We start from the raw sequence: 21,845 nt of genomic DNA, 5'->3' as shown, positions 1-21,845 counted from the left end.
AATACTAGGATAAACGTTTCCCCGTCTAGAGGACGCTTATCCGCCTGCCTAGAAAGGTCTGAGGAAAAACGAGCGCACCCGGCCCGCTCATTACTGAAGCTGGAAGTTAGTGAGCGACCCCTCCACCTGCACCCCACCGCTAGTGGGTTTTACCGACTTCAAACTAGTTCCAGCTGGCAAATCGTTGAGCGGCAGATGATATTTGCCCTCGAACGCACCGGAGCCAAGTGCCCCACCGAGGCCGGCGAGGTCAACATCCACACCGGTGAGGGCGAAGTCAATCTGGGGTTTGCCGTCGGCAGTGGGCGCCCCAACACCCGGTTCAAGCTTCCCGGTTACGTCAATACCCATCAAGGTCCCGGAAACACCCACATTTTTCGTTGTGGAGTGCACCTTCAAGTCGTACCCCTTAGCCTTTATTACCTTCTGGATCTGAGAGTCCGGCAAAAGGAACTTGAAATCGGCCTTCTTCACCTCGGTGAGCGGCTTATACGTTAGGCCCCTGGCATCCACAGTGACGTTACGCAAAGTTAGGGTGTCCCTTTGCTCGCCAAGGGTTATGGGAACCTCGATCGACGAGGCCGTAGCCGTAGCCGAATCAACCTTGGTACGCACCAAGTTCTGAAGCGCCGGCAAATCGTGAACCTTCACCTGTGGGTCAGTGGCCCCATAATCCGCCAACTTCGACTGCCCCAAATGTTGGGCGAGGGCGACGCCCCCGCGATCTGCCCCTACGGCAAGTACGCCAAGCAGGATCAGGATGCCTAGCAGAGCCTTCAAATTAGAGTGTTTCGACATAACGCACCTACTGGGTAGCCTTCTCGACAAGCCTGCGGATCCAACAGTCTATTGCGACTGCCCCGGCCCCGGCAGCCCAATTAGCATAGCCCCCCTTGCGCACGTGCACCCGGATCGGGTCTATGTTGGGGCCGAGAAATTCAGCAAGTTCCTTAGCGAACTCCATTTCGGGCCATTCAGCAATTGCAGCAAGCGCACCACACAAGACCACGTCCGAAACCATGGCAACCGAGGCGACCACGGTAACAGCCTTGTGCAAACTATGTTCGAAGCCGCAAAGGATTTGAGTTAGGGCTGGGTCTTCGGCCTCGAGCCGGCGGCGCAATAGCGCAATAAATTCGTCATTACTCAAGTCGTTTTGCTTCAGATCAGGCTGAGCCCACGCCACCCGCGAACGCAACGACTGGACGGTAAGTGCAGTAGAAACACAGCCGCGGTGCCCGAGCGAACAGATTCCGCTCCCACCCGAAAGTGGCATGTGGGCAATGCGCCTATGCCCCCCGTCGTCACTGCTGAGCAGCTTCCCCGAACGCACAATCGCGTGGCGAACCGTAGCCCCCGTAGTGAGTACCGCAAAATCGTCGACCTGCCTGCCGATCCCAAACCACAGCTCCCCCTGAGAGAGGGCATCGGCGTCGTTGGAAAACCAGGTGGGGTACAGGCGCGGGTCGACATACTTCGACAAGTCGACATCTTGCATAGACAAAGCCGCAGACGAAGTAACGTACCCGTCGCGACTAACAATTCCATCGAGGGCAATCACGGCCGCCTCAATAGATTCGTTTGCAGCCGCCGCCTCGGCAGAGCTCAGCAGTCGATCTACGAGCGCAGCTATAGCCTCAGGCGAAGAAGTATCAGTGTGTTCTGTGTGCGAATAACGCGTGCGCCCAGTTGAATCGACCAACGCCACCGTGGCGCCGCCCTCGTAAAGCAAAATGCCGGCAAACAAAATGCCCGCACGCACTCGAATATTAGTAACCGGCCGCCCCAGAGTCTTAGACGCACGATCTTCGCCGCGATCCAGTTCAGGGTGGGATTTAGCCTCCTCGGCAATGCCCAAATAGATGAGCTGTTTAGCGATGCGAGTAAGGGAAGCCGGGGAAAGCCCAAGTGCCCGAGCCAGTTCTAAACGCCCAAGCGGACCCCGCCTTACGATCTCGTGGGCAACTAGAATTGCTGACTTATCGACTGCCACTTGCCCCCACTTTCTGGCACTTTTGTGCCCAAATACTAGATTGGCCCGACCCCAAGGGGGCCGGGTCCAGTCTATCTTTACCTTAGCCTTCGCGGAACATGATGCCCATGGAGGACTGAGGGTAGTGCCAGGTCAAAGCACCGGGCGCGGCTACCGCGCGGCAAGTACCGCACTCTAGGCAGGCCGCATATTCCACGGCAATATCCCCGTTTTCTTCTTCTGAATAGACGTGGGCGGGACATATGCGCACCAACAGTTTGCCTGTGCCCGTGGCCTTGGCGATCTCTTGGTTTACCTCAATGTGCGGGTTGCCCTCGTCGATCTCGTAGACGTTCCTTGCCAGACGGTCCGGAACGGTTCCCCCAATGTATTCTTCCATTTACATCGACCTCATACCTTGTACGGCGATCTTCGCTAGCTTAGTTAGTTTCAGTGGCGATTCCTTGAAAGCATCCCAGGCAACCTTCACCAAGTGTTTGCGCGGGGTCAGGTCGTGGTTGTAAACGCCGTAGAGGACGTTCGCGACCAGTTCGCCAACTTGCCCATACATCTCGTCGTTCTCGAGGAATTCGGGTGCACCGGCGTAGGTCTTCATGTCCTTGCCAACGAACATAGATTCATATTCGGTTATGTAGGCGGAGAGCGCTTCCTTCGAATAGTCTTTCTTGTCGAGGGCGGAAATTACGGCTCGAGCTGCTGCCTGTGCGCTGCCTGCGGCCAGGTCCATGCCCCGCACGGTGAAACCGGTGTTCAGGGTGAAGCCTGCGGCATCGCCGATAACGAGCAGACCTGGGTGGACCAGATCGTGCTGCATTTTAGCGCCGCCCTCGGCTACCAGGTGGCAGCCGTATTCGAGTAGTTCCCCATCCCTTAGGAAGGGGGCGATCGCCGGATGAGACAGGAAGTGGTCATGCAGATCTGAGGAAGATTTGCCCTTCTTTTCGATGTCATCTAGGCGAGCCACTATGCCGATGGAAACGGATTCTTTGTTCGTGTACATGAATCCACCCCCGGCAACACCTTCGGTGCAATCGCCCACTATGGCGTAGGCGGCGCCCTCGTCCCCGGTCAGGTTGAAGCGTTCGCGAATGCGCTCCTCACCCAGTTGGATCACAGATTTGACGCCCACTGCCAAGTTTTCCTTGGGTTCGCGTCCGCGCAGGCCTTCGTCCTTAGAAATGAACGAGTTCACGCCGTCGGCCGCGATGATCACACGGGCCTTCAGTTCGTCCTCGCCTGCACGAACCCCAACATAGCGGCCGTCTTCCTTGACCAAAGAGTCGACCTTGATGCCAGGCATCACGGTCACGCCCGCTTCCTCGCACTGTTGCGACAGCCACGGGTCAAACTTTGCGCGGAGTACAGTGACCGCGTTTACAGGCTCAGCTAGCCGCCCATCCCAGTAGTCCACGTTTACGGCAGATTGCTCGTTCAAGAAGGAGATGCAATTTCGAGTAATCTTGCGTTCAATCGGGGCTTCTTCCAAGAAGTTCGGGAAGATTTCCTGCATTACGCGGCAGTAGAATACACCGCCGGAGAGGTTCTTCGAGCCAGGTTCTACCCCGCGCTCAATCAGCAGGACTTCCTTTTCCTGGCTGGCGAGCAGGTAGGCGCAAACCGCACCCGAGATTCCGCCACCGATGACGATGGCATCAAAGTCGTACTCTTCTTCGGTCATAGATTTATCGAACTGCCTCGGTTAGGGCCGGCAGAACCTCGTACAGGTCACCGACGATTCCATAGTCTGCCTTGGCGAAGATGGGGGCATCCTTGTCGGAGTTGATTGCCACAACAACCTTCGAGGAATCCATGCCAGCGGTGTGCTGGATCTGCCCCGAGATGCCCACTGCCAGGTAGAGGTCGGGGGATACGGTCTGGCCAGACACGCCTACGTAGCGGTCGCGTCCCAACCAGCCGGAGCCTTCCGCCACCGGACGGGAGCAGCCGAGCTCTGCACCAATTGCGCTTGCCAGATCGCGGGCCAGTTGCAGGTCCTCTTCCGCCTTGAAACCGCGTCCTACGGACACGATCTTACGAGCATCACCCAGGTTGGCCTGGGCGGTGGAAGATTCTGCAACAGCGGTGACCTTGGCGTCGAAGCCAGTGAATTCAACTGCTTCGCTTGCCTCTTCGCCGGCTGCGTCAGCGCCGCCCTCGGCAATAAAAACGGCCGGGCCGGAGTAGGAGACGGTTTCGGCCGAGATGCCGCCGTAACGCGAAACCTTCGCAGTGCCCTCGCCAATTTCGATTGGGGAGGTCAGCACCGGGGCGTTCAACTTGGCCGCTACGGCACCAGCCAGCACCTTCTCAACCGGGCGGGAAGCCGCCAAAACGACGTCCCCAGCCTGGGCGGTGATCGCCTGCGCGACTGCCGGCGCTGCAGCCTCAGCCGGAATGCCTTCCGCCAGGGCGATGTTCAAAACCTTATCTGCGCCCGCAACTTTTACGTCGCCGACGGTAACGACGGTAACAGTGCCGCCAACGCTCTTACCAAGTTCGATTAGCTTTGCGACGTGCGATTCTGCCGCGATAACCCATGCGTTTGCCATTTTGAGTAAATCCTTCCCTTACAGAACGCCCTCGGAGCGCAGTGCCCCAACAAGTTCGGAAACAGCTTCTTCGCCGCTGAACACCTGGTTCTTGCGGTCCTTGGCGGCAGGCTTCTCGGTGCCGGTAATTTCCAGTTCAACCGGAGCGGCCTCGACGCCGTCGGCAGCAACTACCTCGACCGGCTTCTTGCCGGCAGCCAGGATGTCCTTCATTGAAGGAACCTTGACGGGGGCCGCATCAGTGGCAACAGACACAACTACGTTGCCGGACACGGTCAGGGTTCGGGTGCCACCGCCGTGGGCCTGCACAATTTCGTAGCCGCCGTCGGCAGGAGTAATGGAGACGACTTCTTGGAAGCAGGGCCAGCCCAGGTAGCCCGCCACCAACGCGCTCATTACGCCAACTCCCTCGTCAATGGAGGAATCGCCGGTAAGAACAACTTCAGCCTCTTCCTTCTTGGCCAGTTCGGCGAGGGCGGAGGCCACCTTCGAAGCGTTCCAGGATGCGGTGGCGTCGTCCGACAGGATTACCCCGCGATCGAGCCCCTTGGACATCGCGTTCTTCTTCGCCATCGAAGACGACAGGTTCTTGCCCCCGACAGAAATGCCAACGAGCTCCGCGCCGGCAGCCTCTGCCAGCTTTCGGCCAACTTCAACGGCTACCGGATCGTAGTCGCTGACGGCAGCCTTGGCGCGAGACCAATCGACGGACCCATCAGAACGGACGTTAGCGTCCTGGGGGTTTGCCGCATATTTATAAGCAACCGCAACAGTCATCTATTATTCCTCCTCCAGGAATAGTGAATACGCTTTTGTTTGCTGCTTCTTATCAAACCGCATATTATTTATTTTTAATAGGACTTTCTCCCCAAAAAGCATATTTTCTTTTTATTTCTCGACGGAAATATTAAATATCGTTTGCCCAGGTAGAAGGCTCTTTTTGAGGATTGCACTACATTCCTAGAGGAAAGATTTAGGTATTTATTTTAGCTACTAAAAGAGCTTAGAAATGGATTCAGCCTTTGCTCAATTTCTAAACTAGTGGAAGGTCCGTGCCCCGGCAACACAGTGAGAGCCGGATCCAAGCTCGCCAACCGCTTGCAAGTAGCCCTCATCGCAGCAGCATCCCCACGCACAAAATCAGTGCGTCCAACGGAGCCCGCAAATAGAGTGTCACCTGTGAAAAGCCGCCTATTTTCAAAATCCAGCAGACAGATGGAACCGGGCGTGTGCCCCGGCGTGTGGAGCACCTGAAGTAACGAATCCCCCCAAGAAATAACTTCGCCCTCGGCAAGCCCGCGAGTCGGAACCGAAACCTTATAATAGGTACCGTCGTCGTCAGAACCAGATAGGTGCGGATCGGCGAGCCCCGCCTGGTCATCCTGGCCTACCAACACGGGAATTGGATACTCGGCAACGAGCTCGTTTATTGCGCTGATATGGTCACTGTGGCAGTGCGTCACCACGATCGCCACCGGGTTTTTAAAACGCAACTCCTTTAACAGCAGGTGCGGATTATCGCCCGGATCAATAATAAGGGTGTCATTTTCGCTATTCAGAAAATAGCAATTCGTGTCGTAAGAACTAACTACATGTTTTTCTATGCTGTACATTTTTACCTTCCCTCGATAGAGCTGGCTGCAGCAAGAGTGAGCCCCTTCGTCTCGGGGGCAAAGAGCACGGACACCAGGCAACCCAGCGCCGATATGCCCGCGCCCATCAGCATAACGGCCTCAATACCGCGGGTATTGATCAGGCCGGGCAGGAGGTAGATCGAAAATACGGTGCCGATTCGGCTAAACGCCATTGCCACGCCCATAGCCGAGGCACGCACTTCGGTAGGAAACAACTCGTTGGGGTATAGCCATTGCAAATTGCCCGGTCCGCCCGAACAAATCGCGTACACCGCAAAACAGCCGATTACCACCGCTATGGGGGCGCCCTTGTAGAATCCGAGCACCGCCATAGCTGCCGTCATCAGCACAAAAGAATAGATTATAAGAGGGCGGCGTCCCATCCACTCGGCCAAGAACATTGCGGGAATAGTGCCCACCAGGAAGAAGGTGCCCACGATAGTTTCGCCTATGAGCACGCCCCTGCCAGAACCAAACCCAAAGGCACCCATAATTTGGGGGCCGTAGGTGTAAATCGCAAACATTGGGATTGCCTGACACAACCAAATGGAACCTACGAACAGGATGCGTTTCAGGTAGCTTCCTCGGAAAATTTCACTGAAACGGGTGCGTTCTTCGGGTTCTTCTTCCAAAATTACGGGCTGGCCGAAAATTTGGTACAGGATTTGGTCCGCCTCGTCTTTGCGCCCCTTTGAATACAGCCATCTGGGAGATTCGGGGATAGACCAGCGGCCCACCAAAATAATTACGCAGGGAATTAGCGAGGACGCCAGTGCCCACCGCCAGCCATTGTTCCACTCGAGCACCAGGTAGCCTATGGTGTAGGAAACGTTCGCGCCCACGTACCAGATCGCGGCTATGAACCCCATAGAGATGGCTCTATACCTACGGGGAGTAAATTCGGCAATCATCGAAGTTGCAATCGGGTAATCAGCCCCGATAGCGACCCCAATCAGAAAACGCACGGCGATCAGTTGAAATGCATCTGCCACGAATAGATTCGCAACGGAAAGGGCCGCGATTGCCAAAACGTCGATTACAAACATCTTTCGCCGCCCCAGTTTGTCGGTAGCCCAACCCCCCAGCACGGCACCTACGAACAGGCCGGCGAGGGCGATCGTACCAATCGCCCCCACCTGCGAGTCCGTAAGTTTCAGATCGGGAACCATCTTCACCATGGCGATGCCTACGATTCCCAACACGTAGCCCTCCAGGAAAGGGCCTCCGGAAGAAAACAGGGTGACGCGACGCAAGAAAGGGGTAACCCCCAAGTCATCTAGTAGTACTGCCTTTTTTGCCACGACTAACCCTCTTCTCTTCTAACTTCCACTTAGCGGTATTCGATAATTCCCCAGTTCAGGTGGGGCTTTGCTCCGGTCTTTTCAAAATCTTCATCAACAAGACGGAAACGCAACTCGCCCTCGCCAACCTTCCACAGTTGGGTCTTCAGAACCGAGCCGGGATGCACCGGCGAGGTGATGCGAGTCTTAAAGCGAGTAATGCGTTCTGGTTCCCCAGGCACGAACTGGTTGATTGCGTGGCGCATCACTACGCCCGCGTACGAAATAGCGTGCAGGATCGGGCGGGGCTCGCCGTTCTTAGCAGCGTATTCCCAGTCGATGTGCTGCGGGTGGTAGTCCCCCGACAGGCGGTAGATTAGCGCCTGATTTTCGGGAATGCGCTCGCTGATTTCGTAGTCGGGGGCGCGATCTGGCATATCCACAAGATCCTTCGGGGGCTTAGGCCCACCCCAGCCGCCGTCGTAGATCAGGCAGTCCCAAGACTCGTTGGTGAATAGCAAGTTGCCCTCGGAATCGTAAGTATCGCCGATATGCTGGGCGAGCAGGCCGCGACCTTCGCCGCGGTCGTATAGCCCCTCCAGCTTCACCTTGGTTTCAAGATGGTCGGCCATCTTAGTGATCGGCTGGTGGAACTTGATGTCGAAGCCCCAGTGCAACGACCCGGCGTAGTTGTAGCCGTAGTCGATGGTGCGAGTAACTTCGCTGTCGACGATCAGCATCGCGCCGAACATGGGCAGCACCTTCAACTGCGGGTTCTGGGGATCCTTCTCGTTCAGGTACTCGAGGCCGTCTTTGCCGTCTATACCGGCCCCACAGCCCAGGGCGAATAGCTCCAGGTCGCGGAACGTGTAATCGCGGGTGAAGGGACCAAATGTTTGCCCGACCATATCAGTGTTAATAGCCATGGCATTCCTTTCTTTTAGTTGTTTGGCACCAATAGATGCTTCAGGAGCTTTCCGTAGGCTCCGCGCGGCAGAGCCTTGCGGAATTCGATTACGGAGGGGACTTTGAAAGAGGCCAGGTTTGTTTCGGCATAAGCCGCTACGTCGGCCTCGGTAATATTTGAGCCGGGCTCTAAAACAAGGACAGCTTTGACGGCTTGGTCGCGCACCGGATCGGGTACTCCCACCACCGCCGCCTCAGCTACTCCGGGAATTTCTTCCAAAATGTTTTCCACCTCAGTAGTGGAGATGTTTTCCCCGCCGCGCTTGATCAGGTCAATGTGGCGGTCGGCAAAATAGAACCACCCGTCGTTGTCTACTACGCCGTAGTCGCCGGTGTGGTACCAGCCGTCGGCGTCAATTGCCTTGGCAGTTGCCTGCGGATCATTCCAATATCCGGCCATCAGCGAGTAGCCAGCCTCGCCGCGAATCAGGATCTCGCCGCACTCGCCGGCCGGCAGTTCCCGCCCTTCAGCATCGACAATTCGGGCCGCGTATCCTGGGCCCACCCGGCCAATTGAGGGCCAATTTCTGGGCCCGTAAGGATAATCGGTAATGACTCCCACCAGGGATTCGGTGGAACCGTAATTGTTCAGCAGGCTCACCCCGAAACGTTCCTCAAACGCAGCCTTCTCGGGTTTAGAGAGGGGAAGGAAATAGTGGACTTGCCGAACCCGGTGCTCGCGTTCGCCCTCGAAATGGGGCTGACGCATCATAGTGCGCACCATCATCGCCATCGACTGAACCAACGTGGCATCATTGCGCAAAGTCTGCCGCCAAAACCTGGTTGCAGAATAGCGCGAAGCCATAATCAAAGTTGCTCCAGCGGTCAGCACCGGCAACAGCGCCGACAGTTGGAAATTTACGTGGGAGGCGCACATGGAAGTCATGTAGCGATCTTCGCTGTTCATCGCGAGCTGCCAATTCACGTACAGCCCCGAAAAAACCATATTCGCGTTGGTCAACATCACCCCTTTAGGGGTCGAGGTCGTACCCGAGGTGAACATGATCTCTACAACGTCACTGCTGGTAGGGGCATGTTCGCAAACTAATTCCGTGGGTTCCCCGTCGCGGAGGGCATTGTAGCCCGAGGGCGTGCCATCAACTATCAACACATCCTCGGCAAGGCCGTCCATGCCGGGCATCTGGTACAGCGAGGGCTGGGTGAGCAGTAGTCGCACCTGGCAAAACGACATTATGTAGGCGCACTCAGAGGTGGTGTAAGAAGAATTTAGGGGAACGTAAATCGCCCCAATTTTCGCAAGACCCACAAGAGCCTCGAGGCATTCGGGCGAATTAGTCAGCTGAACCGCTACCCTATCGCCCGGGCGGACTCCCCTAGACCAAAACAGGTTCGCCGCCTGATTGGAGAGGCGATGGAACTGGGCGTAGGTGTACACCCGACGCACATCCAGATCGCAGTCTTCGTAAATCAGAAAGACCTGCTCCGGATGCGCTTGCGCCTGGTATTGCACAAGGCTACGCACCGTAGTTCCATCGCCAGTTCGAAACATTATTTCACCTGCATGGGGCTAACCCCACGCTCTCCTTACTCGGCAAACTTGATCTTGCCGGATTCTTTGAATTGGTTGATTTTTTCTTCGCTGAAGCCGGCCCGCTCCAAGAGGTAGCGGGTGTCCTCGCCAAGCTTCGGCATGGGGCGCCACTGACGGCCCGGGTTGTTGGCAAATTTGGGGAAGATGCCGATGCCCTTGATCTTTTCGCCGTCGCCGTTTTCCCATTCGGTGAAGACACCGCGCTGGTGCATGTGCTCCTGCTTGACTACCTCTTCGAACTCGTTGACAACCTGAGCTGCGATCTTGTGGGCTGTGAAGTCGCGCTCCACATCCTTCTTGTTCTGCGTCTTCAGGTATTCGGTGAGTTTCTGCTGGATCAGATCCGCCTTGGGGCCGTTGAGCCACAGGGCCGAGGTGTCCTCGGGGTATTCTTCGGTTCCCCACAAGTAGCCCAACCCGATCGTTTCCAGCAGGTACTTGTTCTGCGGCACGCCGTAGACGCAAAGGCCGATGTAGCCGTCTTTGCATTCCCATTCGCCGATTGCGCACAGGTTCTGGTGGCGGTTGCCGGGACGCGGCCAGACGATCCCCTCGTTCATGTAGTCCATCAGGTAGTAGGACCCGATGCGCATCATGGTTTCGTACATTGCCAGGTCGATGCTTTCGCCCTGTCCGGTGGCGCGAGCCTTGTGCAGTGCAGCCAGCGAGGACGAAACAACCATCAGGGAGTTGAAGTAGTCCACCGAGTAGGGGGCAATGTTCATCGGCTGTTCGGGGGTACCGTTTTGCGCGATGATGCCTGCGTAGGCGGCGACGGTTAGATCGTAGGCGGCAGAGTTCACCCGTTCCGGATCGCCGTTCTGGCCGAAACCAGAAACGTGGACTATGACCAGGTCGGGGTTGACCTCCCACAGCACTTCGTCAGTTATTCCCTTGCGAGCCCACACCGGGCCCTTAGAGGATTCGATGAAGATGTCTGCGTCTTTGACGAGGGCGAGCAGTACTTCCTTACCTTCGTCGCTAAAGGGGTGCATCGAGATGGAGCGCATGTTGCGCCGTTCCATTTCTTTGACCCACTTGGTGTCGCGCATCGAATCGCCAGTCCAAATGTTTTCCATCCAGGTGACGTCGGCGCCCCATTCGGCCATGAGGCCTGCGGCGGTGGGGGCGGCAATTTCTACAGCCGAGAAGACGACCTTTACGTCGTCTAGGGGGCCAAATGAGGGTTTTTCAGTTGGCAACATGGCTGCTCCTTAGCGGTATTCGCGCAGTGCTGCGCGGCCGGCGGTGAGGATCATCATTTCGTCGGTGCCACCGGAGACGCGGTCCACGCGCAGGTCGCGATAGAAGCGCTGAACGCGGTGTTCGCCGGTAATGCCTACGCCTGCCAGCACCTGCAGGGCAGAGTCGACAACCTGGAAGGAGGCGTGCGAGCAGTAGTACTTTGCCATGGAGCAGTCGCCGCGTCCGAGCAGACCATTTTCCTGCTTCCAGGCAATTTCGTACAGCATGTTGCGCATGTTGGTTAGGGCAACCTTCATGTCCGCAAATTTCTCTTGGATCAGCTGGTGGCGAGCAATTGCCTGGCCACCTTGGACGCGCTGGTTGGCGTACTTGGCGGCATCTTCGAAGGCGCAGTAGGCCTGCCCGTAGTTGGTCAGGGCTACCAGGTAGCGTTCGAGGTCGAAGTCCTTTACGCCGCGCATGAAGGCGTTGCCCTCAGTGCCGAAGAGGTCTTCTTCTTCTAGTTCCACGTTGTCGAAGTAGATTTCGGCGCAGGAGTCCATCCGCAGGCCCAGCTTGTTCAACGGTTCGCGGGTGATGCCCTCCTTGGACATGTCGACGAACCATTCGGTGTAGACCGACATGTCTTCGCTGTTGCGGGCCATGACGATCATGTAGGGAACGTGCATTGCGGAGGTCTGGAAGGTTTTGTGACCGTTCAGGTAGACCTTGCCGTTTTTGCGAGTGTAGGTTGTGCGCATGTCGTCCCAGGACGAACCTGCCGACGGTTCGGTCATCGCGTAGTTCAGCATCTGCTTGCCGGAACCTACAAACTTGAGGATGGTTTCCTTTTGCTTTTCGGTACCTTCGCGGATGACTGTGTCCCAGCCGGGCAGTTGATACAGCACGTAGGTGGGGCCACCGGCGCGGCCAAGTGCCTCGTAGGCTGCACAGAGGGTGGTCCAATCAGCGCCGAAGCCGTCGTATTCTTCCGGCAGCAGGATGCGGTCGAAGCCCAGGTCGCAGATGGCCTTTACCCATTCTTCGGGATATTCATGCTTCTCGTCGCAGTCGTGGAAGTAGGTTTCCCAGTTGCGCGAGTTCATCAATTCGGTGAACCCATCAACCATGAGTTGCTGTTCGTCAGTGAGAGAAAAATCCATGTTCTTTCTTTCTAGTTGTGAATGACGTGCTTTTTGTAAAACTTGGCTGCCGCTTCCATGGTGTCGCCGGCGGCATCTAGGAGTCGGGAATTGTGTAAGAAGCCGTGAATTACCCCTTCTACGGGAAGGAATTCGTTGGCGATCCCAGCATTGGTTAGAATTCGCGAAAGCAGTTCGGAGTTGTCGCGCAGCGGATCGAGGTCGGCTGCGGCAATAAACGAGGGCAAGAATCCTTCTTTTAGCTCGTTGTCGACAATCTTGAAGAAGCGCTGGTCTGCGGCAGGCTGAGCGCCGAGGTATTGCCCCCAGTAGTAGTCGATGTCGGCTTCCGTAAGGCCGTCCCATTCCCCGCCCAGCAGGCGAGCAGATATGGAATCGTCTAAACCAAAGTAGCCGTAGAAGAACAGGTTCACGCCCAGGCCTGAAACATCTTTTTCGACCTCGCGAAGATGCAGGTAGGTTCCTGCCACCAAGTTCGCCCCACCTGAATCGCCCGCGAAGGAAATGGAAGAGGTATCTAGGTGCAGCTCATCTGCGCGCAGGCGCAGATCCTGTACTACGGCAACAATTTCTTCAACCGGCTGCGGGTAGTGGGCCTCCGGGGACAGCGTGTAGTCTACAGAAACTACGGCAGCCCCGGTGAGCGCCGCCAATGTGCGGGTGATCCGGTTATGAGTGTTTACAGAACCCACCGTGAATCCGCCCCCGTGGGCGAACACGATAACTGGGAGCACGCCCTCTTCGGGTCGGAACACCGTAACTGGAACCTGCCCGTATTTCGTGTCCACAGTATAGGTTTGCTGCGCGTGCATCTGCGGGCCGCCCTCGTTCCAGAAAGCTCGCTCAGTTTCGTAGGCGCTGCGCAGGGCTTCGAGTGACTGATTGGTGTCAAAGGCACCTGCCGCCAACTCCTGCTGCTTGGCTACTACGGCTCCAGTCTGGGCGGACCACAGTGCGGGAACGTTGATCTTGTTAGGCATTTGTGGCCTCTTGAACGTGTTCTACTACGGCTTCTGCCGCCTGTTCCTGGGCTGCCGCCAGCTTGGCTTTGTTCCTAGAAACGTAGATGAGGAGCGCTACTGCAAACAGTGCGGCAATAACGGCTGAGGCGGCCAGAATTAGGAAGATGCCGCGGTAAGCGTCGTTACCCTGGTGGTCGATCATGGCTCCGAACCACACGGACGAGAAGGAATCGGGCAAAAAGCCGATTACCGACAGTAGGCCCGTGGCAGTGCCGAAGATCGTGAGCGGGACTTTACCTTCCGTAAGCTGTGAGGAAACTACGCCGAACACGCCGTTTGCCAAAAAGCCCAGCACAATCATGATTACCGCTGCGATTATCGCCGAGGCCGGCTTGGCTGGTAGCACAGTAAATCCGAGTAGGCCGGCTACAACCACCACGGAGCCGCCTACGATTACTTTCGAGGGCGAGCCCACTTTTTCTGCGACGGTGCCGAAAATCGGGCCCGACAGCAAGGTGACACCGTAGGTGCGCACGATTGACACAAACGAGACGACTCCCAAGGAGGCGCCCATTACGTCTTTGAAGTAGGGGGTGGTGTAGTTGATGCCGGTGTAGTAGAAGTACACGAAGAACATGCACCCTGCGGCTAGCCAAACCACCGGGTTCTTCAGTGCGGAAAGCACTTCACCCAGGTCAAACGAAGATTTGGTGGGGTCAATTTCACCCTTGAAACGAGGGATGAAAAGGTATGAAAATACGCCGAGGAGGGCAATAATGACGCCCAGGAAGATCAGCATCGCGCGCACGCCTTGCACGGTGGAGTTGGCAAAAAGGGTTTGCACAATCCACATAATCACCAGGCCCACAATTAGGCCGGCAGCCCCGTAAATGCCGTAAGAGATGCCGATGTTGCGCGAGTATTCGCTCTCTTCGGAAATGAGGCGCACAAGCTTGAAGCGCACGCCCCACCAAATAAGAATCGAAGTTACGCCCATACCTACGAATACGATGTAGAGCACGGCGATAGAAGGCAGGAAAGCGTACACGAAAGTAAGCGCGGCAGTTCCAATGAAACCCACCCAAGACAGGGTACGCACGCGGATCTTGTCGGCTACGATTCCCGAGGGCAGGTAGCAAATGGTGGCCGTGAGCGCGTAGGCGGCAAGAAGCTGGCCGATCTGCGCGTTTGTAGCGTCCAGAGCCTTTATTAGTGGATCGTAGAAGACGTTCTTCAAGTAGGCGGGCGTATAAATAATTGAACTGCCCATTGAAACAAGAACCAAAAGGAAGATCCTGTGGAGACGGGACAGGTCTTCCACGCTCTTCTCTCCAGTTACGGACTTAGCCATATTTTTCCTATTCTCTAAAGCTGACCCACGTGAGCAACTTTGCATCGGGCCTAACCATTCTTCGGTTATAAGGACCTCAAATTCCTCCGCTTATTGACGATTCAACCACGCCCGTGGCGTTACCTTCTTAGCCGTTCGTCCCCATCACCTAAGCCGGCGGACAAGCCCGCAAAGTAGGCTTTGGCCTGGGATTATTTATCCTGGCAAAAGAAGCACCTGCATATTTGTGCAACAGCGCATGCACTTTGGTGCATAGACGTTTTAAACGACTATAACTTCTACCATTTGTAAACTATGCCCGGATTCGCAATTTCCTGCCGTTAGAAGATATGAAAAGATATATATCTGCAAAAAATACGTCCGGGATTTAACAGTGGTTCAAAGCTCGAGGATTAGCTATTCTTTTCGCGCCGGTAATTAGTAACCCTTTTAATTCATTGGTGAAAATATAGCCTATATTTGCAGACGCCCCCTCCAAACAGCGGTTCACCTGGTGCTATGCCGGATTTTAAGACCCGTTTAGGCCCTTCGACCTACAGAAACTAACTGGGCCCCGCCCTCGCAATAAAGGCTGGAAGACCCCGTCGCGGCAGCTTGCAACGAATCTTTCGCTGTGTCCATGCGGAAGTTAGCTATTTCTTGCAACAGAAATAAGTAGGCCAGTTTTGACCGGCAACCCACGCCCCGTCACATGCAGTATTTGGCCACCACAGAATAGTCACGGGTGTGTCGACACCCCTGCAGCCGGCTCTACTCATTCCGTTTAACAGCTATTCCTGTTAGTTTTACCAACGGGTACGATTGTGTATGAGACGCAGCTCAATAGTTTAGACAAAGGAGACTGAACGTTATGGCCGAAGACCTGATACAAAAGGCGCTAAAGACAGCCAAAGACACCAAAGCCATCGTAATTGGCCAAGATGTACTAGACCAGACCGGAAAAATGTTCAAAGAGCTCTTCCCGGGCAAGAAGGTGTTGCTGGTTGCCGACGACAACACGTTTGCTGCAGCAGGCAAGGAAGTAGTTGCCTCACTCGAAGCCGAAAACATACAGATTGCAGACCGGCTCATCTTTCCCGGCAAACCCACCGTATACGCCGACTACCAAAATGTATCCAAAGTGCGCGAGCACCTAAAAGGACTCTCCGACACCGTTATCTGTTCAATCGCCTCAGGCACCCTCAACGACATTTCCAAACTGGCCAGCGGAGAACTAGGCCGCCCCTACATGAACGTGTGCACCGCCGCCTCGGTCGACGGGTATGCCGCCTACGGTGCCGCCATCACCCGCGACGGCTTCAAGATAACCCGCGAATGCCCTGCTCCCGCAGGCCTAGTCGCCGATCTGAAAGTAATTGCTAACGCCCCCCAACGGCTTACCGCCACCGGCTACGGGGACCTGCTCGAAAAAATTCCTGCGGGAGCAGACTGGATCTTGGCCGACCGCCTGGGCATAGAACCCATAGACCACTACACCTGGTCGCTGGTACAAGGGCCCCTGCGAAAAGCCCTCTCCAATCCAGCCGAACTCGGTTCTGGCGACGCTGCCGCCATCGCCGGCCTCACCAGGGGCAACATTATGTCCGGGCTCGCAATGCAAGCCCTCTCCTCGTCCCGCCCTGCCTCTGGTGCAGGGCACCAATTCAGCCACACCTGGGAAATGGAAGGACACGGTCTGGATTGGGAACCACCTCTGTCACACGGCATGAAAGTGGGCGTTGGCTCGGTAGCCTCGCTGGCACTGTGGCAGGAATTCCTGGCCATGGACATCGACAATCTAGACGTCGAAAAAGTCGTTGCCGCCGCCCGCCCAAAGGAAGAGGTCGAAGCGCGCGTACGCGAATACATCATCGACAAGATTGAAGACATTGCCGTAAAACACACCCTCGGCAAGTATCTTGAAGGTGCAGCCCTCCGCGAGCGCTTGCAAACTCTAAAAGCAAACTGGGCCAACATCAAGGCCTCCTGCGGCAAGCAGCTCATTTCCCCTGAACAAGCCATCGATAATCTAAAAGCTGCAGGAGCCCCCTACCATCCGGAGCAAATAAAAATCGGCTGGGACCGCTTCCGCAAGACCCACGTTCAAGCCCAAATGATTCGCCCCCGCTACACCGTCTTCGACGTGTTGGTCGATCTGGGCGCGCTCGACGCAACAATTACCCACCTCTTCAGCGAGGAAGGGTTCTGGGGCCGCCATCGCCACCCGGTCGACCAGGAAAAATAAGGAAACAAATGGATAAGGAACACACCTACACAGTCGGCATAGATTTTGGCACTCTTTCCGCACGAGCCGCAGTAGTTCGCCTTTCTGACGGCGAAACGTTAGGTACCGCTGTGCACGCCTACCCCAACGGCGTCATGGACAAAACCTTAGATTGTGGCGACGGCCGCCGGCTACCTGAAGACTTCGCCCTGCAAAATCCGCTCGACTACCTGGAAGCAATAAAGCACACTGTGCCGCAGGCTCTAAATGAAGCGGGCGTCAGCGCCAAAGACGTAATCGCCCTCGGCGTCGACACCACTTCCGCCTCCGTGGTGTTTGCCGACAAAGACGGCCACCCCATGTGCGAGCACGAAGAATTTCGCAACAATCCGCACGCCTACGTGAAACTTTGGAAACACCACGGCGCGGCCGAACAGGCCGACCGAATTCAATCACTGGCGGCAAAGCGAAACGAAAAGTGGCTCGCCCGCTACGGCGGAATCATTTCGTCGGAACTGCTACTGCCCAAGGCACTGGAAGTGTTCGAAAAAGCCCCTGAGGTTTACCGGGCAACAGGTGCGATCACAGACGCAATGGATTGGATCAACTGGCGTCTGACGGGAGTGCACAAGCAGTCGGCGGGGCCATCCGGTTACAAGCGCATCTACCAGGACGGGCATTACCCTTCGGCTGAATATTTGGAAGCTTTAGCCCCCGGGTTTGGCAGAGTTTACGAAGAAAAAATGTCGGCTCCCATCGTGGAACTAGCCGACAAAGTAGGGGGCCTAAGCGAAGAAGCAGCGCACTGGACCGGGCTCGAGGTGGGCACGCTCGTGTGCGCAGGCTCTATCGACGCTCACGCCCACGCCCTCGGTGTGAATGCTGTCGAGGACGGAGTGATGACTATTATTGCCGGCACTTCCTCTGTTCTGTTGGTTTCCGACAAGGATTTCCACTTTGTGCCCGGCGTGTTCGGCACGGTTGACGGCGGTATTTGCCCCGGAAAATGGGGTTATGAGGCCGGACAAACGGCAGTTGGGGATATTTTCGGCTGGTTCAAAGACACCTTCGTGCCCCTGCGCTACTACGAAGAAGCAGAATCTCAGGGGATTGACGTGCACGAGCTGCTAACCCAGAAGGCACTGAAGCAGAAGGTTGGCGAACACGGTTTGGTCGCCCTCGACTGGCACAACGGCAATAGGTCAATTCTTTCTGATCCGCGCCTTTCGGGAATGGTGTTGGGCAAGACTCTAGCTACCAGGCCGGAGGACATTTACAGGGCGCTGATCGAAGCTTCCATTTTTGGTGGGAAAACAATAATTGACAATTTCGTTGCACACGGGGTGCAGATAAACGAGGTCGTGATCGCGGGCGGACTGCTGAAGAACCCGATTTACACGCAGGGTTACGCAGACGTGACCGGGCTGCCAATTTCGGTTTCTGCCACAGAGCAGGCGGGAGCGTTGGGTTCGGCCATTTTTGCCGCCGTGGCAGCCGGCGCCTACCAGGATGTTTACCAGGCCGCAGCCGCGATGGGGAAAAAGGTGAAGGCCAAGTACAAGCCTAAGCCAGAAAATGTTGAGCCCTACCGCAAGTTGTACGAAACCTACCAGGCCTTGCACGACTATTTCGGCCGGGAAAATACCCAGGTCATGCACGGTTTGCGAGCGCTGCGCAACAGTGTAAAAAGCGCCTAGTTATACGTGGGCGGCCAGGCCTCCCCCCGGGACCCGGCCGCCCACTTTTCCGCAACACCTACGCTTTGCGCAAGGTGATAGTCCAGGAGGCGTCGCCAGTCTGTTCAAACGCGGTTACCTGGTGGCCTGCTTTGGCTGCCCAGGCAGGAATTGAATCAGTGGCTTGGGTGCAGTCGAAATCGATCTGCAACTGGTCGCCGCTAGCTAATTTTTCGATTGCCTTTTTGGCTTCTACCAGAGGGAACGGACATACTTGCCCGAGCGCGTCCAGCCTGTAGTTCTTTTCAGAGCCGGTAAGTACGGGGGTTTTTCTGGTTTCCCTGGTGGGGAATTTGATTCCTAGAAAGCTCATTTTTCTTCTTTCTGTAATTGCGTCGTTTACGCGTTTTGCGGGGCGGGAATTTCGACGGGGGCGGCACCGGCTCGCTTGTGAGTCTGCACGAACAGGCGGGCACCTAGGCCGACACCTAGGAAGGTGAACAGGAAGGCGGTCCATCCCTGCCAGCCGAAGAGGGCGGTGTCCACTAGGGAGTTGCCTATGTTGCACCCGCCTGCGAGCACTGCGCCCGAGCCCATTAGCAGGCCGCCCCAGACTGCGCGGATTGCGGTGGAGGCATCTGGCACGCGCACTCGGAATTCGCCGGAAGCTTTAGCTGCCAGGTAGGAACCGGGGATGAGGCCCAGTATCAAAAGCACGCCCCAGTCTATGTAGCTGGTGTCAGCGGTGGTTAGAAATTGGATTAGTTTTGCGGAGGGCGTGGTGATTCCCAGGCCAGCATTGCGTCCCGTGGCTGCAGACAGGGGGAAAGCGGCGGCGGCGATAAGACCTACCAAAGTGGCGGTGAAGAAGGGGTGCCATTTCTTTTCAAAGAGGAAGTGAGCAATGCCCGTCTTTTTGGCGGGAAGTTCAGCAAGGGGGGCGCTGGCACCAATTTCCCGGGCCAACAAATATGCCACTGCCACGGAAAGTAGCAAAGTTAGCGACCACCAGGGTACGCCTAGGGTTTTGTAGATAGTGGTTGCTTCTACGGTTTGGCCGCGAAGAACCTTGGTAAGGTTCGAGCCCAACCCAAATTTGAACGCCGAGGACGAGAGGGCGTACAGCACCAGGGCGATCCAGGAGCCCACTAGGCCTTCCCCGGCCCTGTAATAGGTGCCGGTAGCGCAGCCGCCCGACAAAATAATGCCGAGTCCGAACAGCAGGGAACCGCCCGCTACTGCCAGGGGCGCGAATTTGTCAACCTCGGGGCTAATTACGCCCAATCCTGCCAGCGCAGTGACGATAATGGACTGCAGAGCAATGGCCAGTAAGAAGGCTTTGATCCATCTGGTGGAGCCCGATAGCCAAACGTCTCGGAAAGCTCCGGTTACACAAAATCGTCCGCGTTGGAAAATAAATCCTAGAAGAATTCCGACAATTAGTCCGGAAATAAGCATAGTTTTCTCCCTGAGAATGGAAAAGAAAATAAAAACGGTATAACTCTGGGAATAGGTAACAGAGTTGGAAAAGCCCCAATCGACGCCTGGGCTGAGGGCGAAAAATGGTTAGCGCGAGGTGCGCATCAAACACATGTGCGCAGCTGAAACGCGCATACACATGGCTGCCTGGCAGGTGGCCGCGGCAATCAGTGTTGGGGAGGCGAAATCAGCACGCATGAAATTCCCTTTGCTAGATAAATAGGGTGATTTTTTTATACCATTCACAAAAATCCCCGCGCAATAAGGTATTTACTATTTGAGATTAACGGATTATGCTTCGGGGCCTAGCGATGCGAAAGAAGCATAGTGCCCCAAGAAGGACACCGCTATTGTTCCAGTGGAACCGTTACGGTGTTTGGCAACAATAATGTCGGCTTCACCTGGGCGATTATCTTCTTCGTAAGCTTCCGGGCGGTGTAGAAGCATAATTACGTCGGCATCCTGCTCCAACGAACCTGATTCGCGCAGGTCGGCCATCATGGGTTTGTGGTCGGTGCGCTGCTCGGGGCCACGATTTAGCTGGGCAACCGCAATTACCGGCACGCCCAATTCCTTCGCCAGCAGCTTCAACGAACGCGAAAATTCGGACACTTCCTGTTGGCGCGACTCCACAGCCCTGCCGGAAGTCATCAACTGCAGGTAGTCGACTACGATCAAGCCAAGGTTGTGCTGCTGTTTCAAACGGCGACACTTTGCCCTAATCTCGGTCATGGACATGTTTGGCGAATCGTCAATAAACAGCGGCGCCTCGTCAGTTTTACCAATAACTTCGGCAATCTTAACCCAGTCCTGGCGTTCCATTTCGCCGCGGCGCATCTTCGCCATAGGTACGCGCGCCTCGGCCGAAAGCATGCGCATAGCAATTTCCCCACGCGACATTTCCAAGCTGAAGATCACCGACGCTACCCCGTGGTGAATTGAGGCCGACCTGCAAAAATCGAGCGCTAAGGTGGACTTACCCATTGCCGGACGCGCAGCCACGATAATCATCTGCCCTTCGTGCAACCCCCCTAGCAGGCGGTCGAGGTCGTGGAATCCCGTGGGCACACCCTGCGCTTCACCCTTGTTGTTCTCGATTGCCTCCAGCTCTTCGACGAGCGGCTCGATCGCATCAGAAATTGGCACATAGTCTTCGGCAGTACGGTTAGAGGTGACCGCATAAATTTCACTTTGAGCCGTGTTGATGATCTCGGCTGGATCCCCGCCCTCGGCAGAATAACCCAACTGCACAATACGGGTACCCACGTCTACCAACGAACGCAACTGCGCTTTTTCGCGAACGATGCGGGCGTAGTAGTTGGCGTTAGCTGCGGTAGGCACAGCTGTAGTTAGCGTGTGCAGATAGGGGGCTCCCCCAACTCTATTCAGGTCGCCCTTGCGTTCTAGCTCTGCGGCCACGGTAACCGCGTCGGCCGGTTCCTCGCGCCCATACAGATCGATGATCGCGTTGTGAATTATTTCGTGCTTGGGTGCGTAGTAATCCGAAGCCCGCATTTCTTGGGTGACGTCGGCGATCGCATCTTTTGAGAGCAACATGGCCCCCAAAACCGACTGCTCCGCGTCGTTATCGTGAGGCGGAACGCGATCGTATGCGGACTCGTCTGCCATGCAACCCCCTAAGCGAACATACTCCGTCTAAGTATCGAACAGGCGGCGGCAAAAACCAAGCTGGCTTCGGCTGGCATGTGGATAAGCTCGGCACTATTGTGGAGTCCTTGGGGACAAATCCCCACCTCCTGTGGATACAGTGTGGACAAAAATAACCACAAATCCACAGTAAAACAGGTAAACCGGCTTTCACCGGCCAAAAAGTCCACAGGTTTACCCACAG

At 56.0% G+C, this 21,845-nt stretch carries 19 protein-coding genes; 2 read left to right on the top strand and 17 right to left on the bottom strand.

Translation table 11 applies throughout. The features are described 5' to 3' along the window. Positions 1 to 90 precede the first annotated feature (90 nt). The 14 genes from G437_RS0101705 to G437_RS0101635 all read right to left on the bottom strand — a co-directional run bounded on the left by G437_RS0101705 (position 91) and on the right by G437_RS0101635 (position 14,635). Entirely contained in the window at positions 91 to 798 is a 708-nt protein-coding gene (locus G437_RS0101705; protein ID WP_024330873.1) for an LmeA family phospholipid-binding protein, read from the bottom strand. A gap of 7 nt (positions 799 to 805) precedes the next feature. After that, positions 806 to 1,993 (bottom strand): ROK family protein, encoded by a 1,188-nt coding sequence (locus G437_RS0101700; protein ID WP_024330872.1) that lies wholly within the window; start codon positions 1,991 to 1,993, stop codon positions 806 to 808. 82 nt (positions 1,994 to 2,075) lie between these two features. Beyond that, positions 2,076 to 2,372 (bottom strand): ferredoxin family protein, encoded by a 297-nt coding sequence (locus G437_RS0101695; RefSeq protein ID WP_024330871.1) that lies wholly within the window; start codon positions 2,370 to 2,372, stop codon positions 2,076 to 2,078. Then, positions 2,373 to 3,671: an FAD-dependent oxidoreductase gene (locus G437_RS0101690; protein ID WP_024330870.1), complete on the bottom strand. Its 1,299-nt coding sequence runs from the start codon at positions 3,669 to 3,671 to the stop codon at positions 2,373 to 2,375. Positions 3,672 to 3,675: 4 nt separating this feature from the next. Then, positions 3,676 to 4,542 carry an electron transfer flavoprotein subunit alpha/FixB family protein gene (locus tag G437_RS0101685; protein ID WP_024330869.1) on the bottom strand — a complete coding sequence of 289 codons (867 nt, stop codon included), beginning with the start codon at positions 4,540 to 4,542 and terminating at the stop codon, positions 3,676 to 3,678. 18 nt (positions 4,543 to 4,560) lie between these two features. After that, positions 4,561 to 5,319: an electron transfer flavoprotein subunit beta/FixA family protein gene (locus G437_RS0101680; protein ID WP_024330868.1), complete on the bottom strand. Its 759-nt coding sequence runs from the start codon at positions 5,317 to 5,319 to the stop codon at positions 4,561 to 4,563. 209 nt (positions 5,320 to 5,528) lie between these two features. Next, on the bottom strand, positions 5,529 to 6,155 hold the full coding sequence (locus G437_RS0101670) for an MBL fold metallo-hydrolase (protein ID WP_024330867.1): 627 nt from the start codon (positions 6,153 to 6,155) through the stop codon (positions 5,529 to 5,531). A 2-nt stretch (positions 6,156 to 6,157) separates the two neighbouring features. Then, positions 6,158 to 7,477 (bottom strand): MFS transporter, encoded by a 1,320-nt coding sequence (locus tag G437_RS0101665; RefSeq protein ID WP_024330866.1) that lies wholly within the window; start codon positions 7,475 to 7,477, stop codon positions 6,158 to 6,160. Between the two features lie 29 nt (positions 7,478 to 7,506). Further along, entirely contained in the window at positions 7,507 to 8,382 is an 876-nt protein-coding gene (locus tag G437_RS0101660) for a MaoC/PaaZ C-terminal domain-containing protein (RefSeq protein ID WP_024330865.1), read from the bottom strand. Between the two features lie 14 nt (positions 8,383 to 8,396). Then, positions 8,397 to 9,932 carry an AMP-binding protein gene (locus G437_RS0101655; RefSeq protein WP_024330864.1) on the bottom strand — a complete coding sequence of 512 codons (1,536 nt, stop codon included), beginning with the start codon at positions 9,930 to 9,932 and terminating at the stop codon, positions 8,397 to 8,399. A gap of 35 nt (positions 9,933 to 9,967) precedes the next feature. Beyond that, positions 9,968 to 11,179 (bottom strand): L-carnitine CoA-transferase, encoded by a 1,212-nt coding sequence (caiB, locus tag G437_RS0101650; protein WP_024330863.1) that lies wholly within the window; start codon positions 11,177 to 11,179, stop codon positions 9,968 to 9,970. Between the two features lie 9 nt (positions 11,180 to 11,188). Continuing rightward, positions 11,189 to 12,322, bottom strand: a complete 1,134-nt coding sequence (gene caiA / locus G437_RS0101645) for a crotonobetainyl-CoA dehydrogenase (protein WP_024330862.1) — start codon at positions 12,320 to 12,322, stop codon at positions 11,189 to 11,191. Positions 12,323 to 12,333: 11 nt separating this feature from the next. Continuing rightward, positions 12,334 to 13,302 carry an alpha/beta hydrolase fold domain-containing protein gene (locus G437_RS0101640; RefSeq protein ID WP_024330861.1) on the bottom strand — a complete coding sequence of 323 codons (969 nt, stop codon included), beginning with the start codon at positions 13,300 to 13,302 and terminating at the stop codon, positions 12,334 to 12,336. After that, positions 13,295 to 14,635: an MFS transporter gene (locus G437_RS0101635; RefSeq protein ID WP_024330860.1), complete on the bottom strand. Its 1,341-nt coding sequence runs from the start codon at positions 14,633 to 14,635 to the stop codon at positions 13,295 to 13,297. The genes G437_RS0101640 and G437_RS0101635 overlap by 8 nt, the downstream gene beginning before the upstream one ends. Positions 14,636 to 15,485: 850 nt before the next feature. Here G437_RS0101635 and G437_RS0101630 point away from each other — a divergent pair. Then, a complete protein-coding gene (locus G437_RS0101630; protein WP_024330859.1) occupies positions 15,486 to 16,859 on the top strand; it encodes a sn-glycerol-1-phosphate dehydrogenase in 1,374 nt (457 codons plus the stop codon). An 8-nt stretch (positions 16,860 to 16,867) separates the two neighbouring features. Beyond that, the gene (locus G437_RS0101625; RefSeq protein ID WP_024330858.1) at positions 16,868 to 18,535 is read left to right on the top strand and encodes a ribulokinase; all 1,668 of its coding nucleotides are present in this window, start codon (positions 16,868 to 16,870) and stop codon (positions 18,533 to 18,535) included. Positions 18,536 to 18,593: 58 nt separating this feature from the next. Here the strand turns inward: G437_RS0101625 and G437_RS0101620 are convergent, their stop codons facing one another. The 3 genes from G437_RS0101620 to dnaB all read right to left on the bottom strand — a co-directional run bounded on the left by G437_RS0101620 (position 18,594) and on the right by dnaB (position 21,622). Next, positions 18,594 to 18,887 (bottom strand): sulfurtransferase TusA family protein, encoded by a 294-nt coding sequence (locus tag G437_RS0101620; RefSeq protein ID WP_024330857.1) that lies wholly within the window; start codon positions 18,885 to 18,887, stop codon positions 18,594 to 18,596. A 26-nt stretch (positions 18,888 to 18,913) separates the two neighbouring features. Then, positions 18,914 to 19,972, bottom strand: coding sequence for a YeeE/YedE family protein (locus G437_RS0101615; protein WP_024330856.1), 1,059 nt, complete (start codon positions 19,970 to 19,972; stop codon positions 18,914 to 18,916). Between the two features lie 312 nt (positions 19,973 to 20,284). Then, positions 20,285 to 21,622, bottom strand: coding sequence for a replicative DNA helicase (gene dnaB / locus G437_RS0101605; RefSeq protein WP_024330855.1), 1,338 nt, complete (start codon positions 21,620 to 21,622; stop codon positions 20,285 to 20,287). Between the last annotated feature and the right edge of the window lie 223 nt (positions 21,623 to 21,845).

This window comes from Winkia neuii subsp. neuii DSM 8576, assembly GCF_000420405.1.
Taxonomy (GTDB): domain Bacteria; phylum Actinomycetota; class Actinomycetes; order Actinomycetales; family Actinomycetaceae; genus Winkia; species Winkia neuii.
The sequence above is the reverse complement of the archived record's forward strand: the minus strand, read 5'-3'. Positions and strand labels throughout refer to the sequence as shown.

What these genes read in the sequence shown, in the direction of transcription:
- G437_RS0101685 (WP_024330869.1), bottom strand. Translation starts at nt 4,542, where the DNA reads ATGGCAAACGCATGGGTTATCGCGGCAGAATCGCACGTCGCAAAGCTA.
- G437_RS0101625 (WP_024330858.1), top strand. Translation starts at nt 16,868, where the DNA reads ATGGATAAGGAACACACCTACACAGTCGGCATAGATTTTGGCACTCTT.
- G437_RS0101635 (WP_024330860.1), bottom strand. Translation starts at nt 14,635, where the DNA reads ATGGCTAAGTCCGTAACTGGAGAGAAGAGCGTGGAAGACCTGTCCCGT.
- G437_RS0101620 (WP_024330857.1), bottom strand. Translation starts at nt 18,887, where the DNA reads ATGAGCTTTCTAGGAATCAAATTCCCCACCAGGGAAACCAGAAAAACC.
- G437_RS0101615 (WP_024330856.1), bottom strand. Translation starts at nt 19,972, where the DNA reads ATGCTTATTTCCGGACTAATTGTCGGAATTCTTCTAGGATTTATTTTC.
- G437_RS0101655 (WP_024330864.1), bottom strand. Translation starts at nt 9,932, where the DNA reads ATGTTTCGAACTGGCGATGGAACTACGGTGCGTAGCCTTGTGCAATAC.
- G437_RS0101670 (WP_024330867.1), bottom strand. Translation starts at nt 6,155, where the DNA reads ATGTACAGCATAGAAAAACATGTAGTTAGTTCTTACGACACGAATTGC.
- dnaB (WP_024330855.1), bottom strand. Translation starts at nt 21,622, where the DNA reads ATGGCAGACGAGTCCGCATACGATCGCGTTCCGCCTCACGATAACGAC.
- caiB (WP_024330863.1), bottom strand. Translation starts at nt 11,179, where the DNA reads ATGTTGCCAACTGAAAAACCCTCATTTGGCCCCCTAGACGACGTAAAG.
- G437_RS0101690 (WP_024330870.1), bottom strand. Translation starts at nt 3,671, where the DNA reads ATGACCGAAGAAGAGTACGACTTTGATGCCATCGTCATCGGTGGCGGA.
- G437_RS0101630 (WP_024330859.1), top strand. Translation starts at nt 15,486, where the DNA reads ATGGCCGAAGACCTGATACAAAAGGCGCTAAAGACAGCCAAAGACACC.
- G437_RS0101640 (WP_024330861.1), bottom strand. Translation starts at nt 13,302, where the DNA reads ATGCCTAACAAGATCAACGTTCCCGCACTGTGGTCCGCCCAGACTGGA.
- G437_RS0101680 (WP_024330868.1), bottom strand. Translation starts at nt 5,319, where the DNA reads ATGACTGTTGCGGTTGCTTATAAATATGCGGCAAACCCCCAGGACGCT.
- caiA (WP_024330862.1), bottom strand. Translation starts at nt 12,322, where the DNA reads ATGGATTTTTCTCTCACTGACGAACAGCAACTCATGGTTGATGGGTTC.
- G437_RS0101660 (WP_024330865.1), bottom strand. Translation starts at nt 8,382, where the DNA reads ATGGCTATTAACACTGATATGGTCGGGCAAACATTTGGTCCCTTCACC.
- G437_RS0101695 (WP_024330871.1), bottom strand. Translation starts at nt 2,372, where the DNA reads ATGGAAGAATACATTGGGGGAACCGTTCCGGACCGTCTGGCAAGGAAC.
- G437_RS0101705 (WP_024330873.1), bottom strand. Translation starts at nt 798, where the DNA reads ATGTCGAAACACTCTAATTTGAAGGCTCTGCTAGGCATCCTGATCCTG.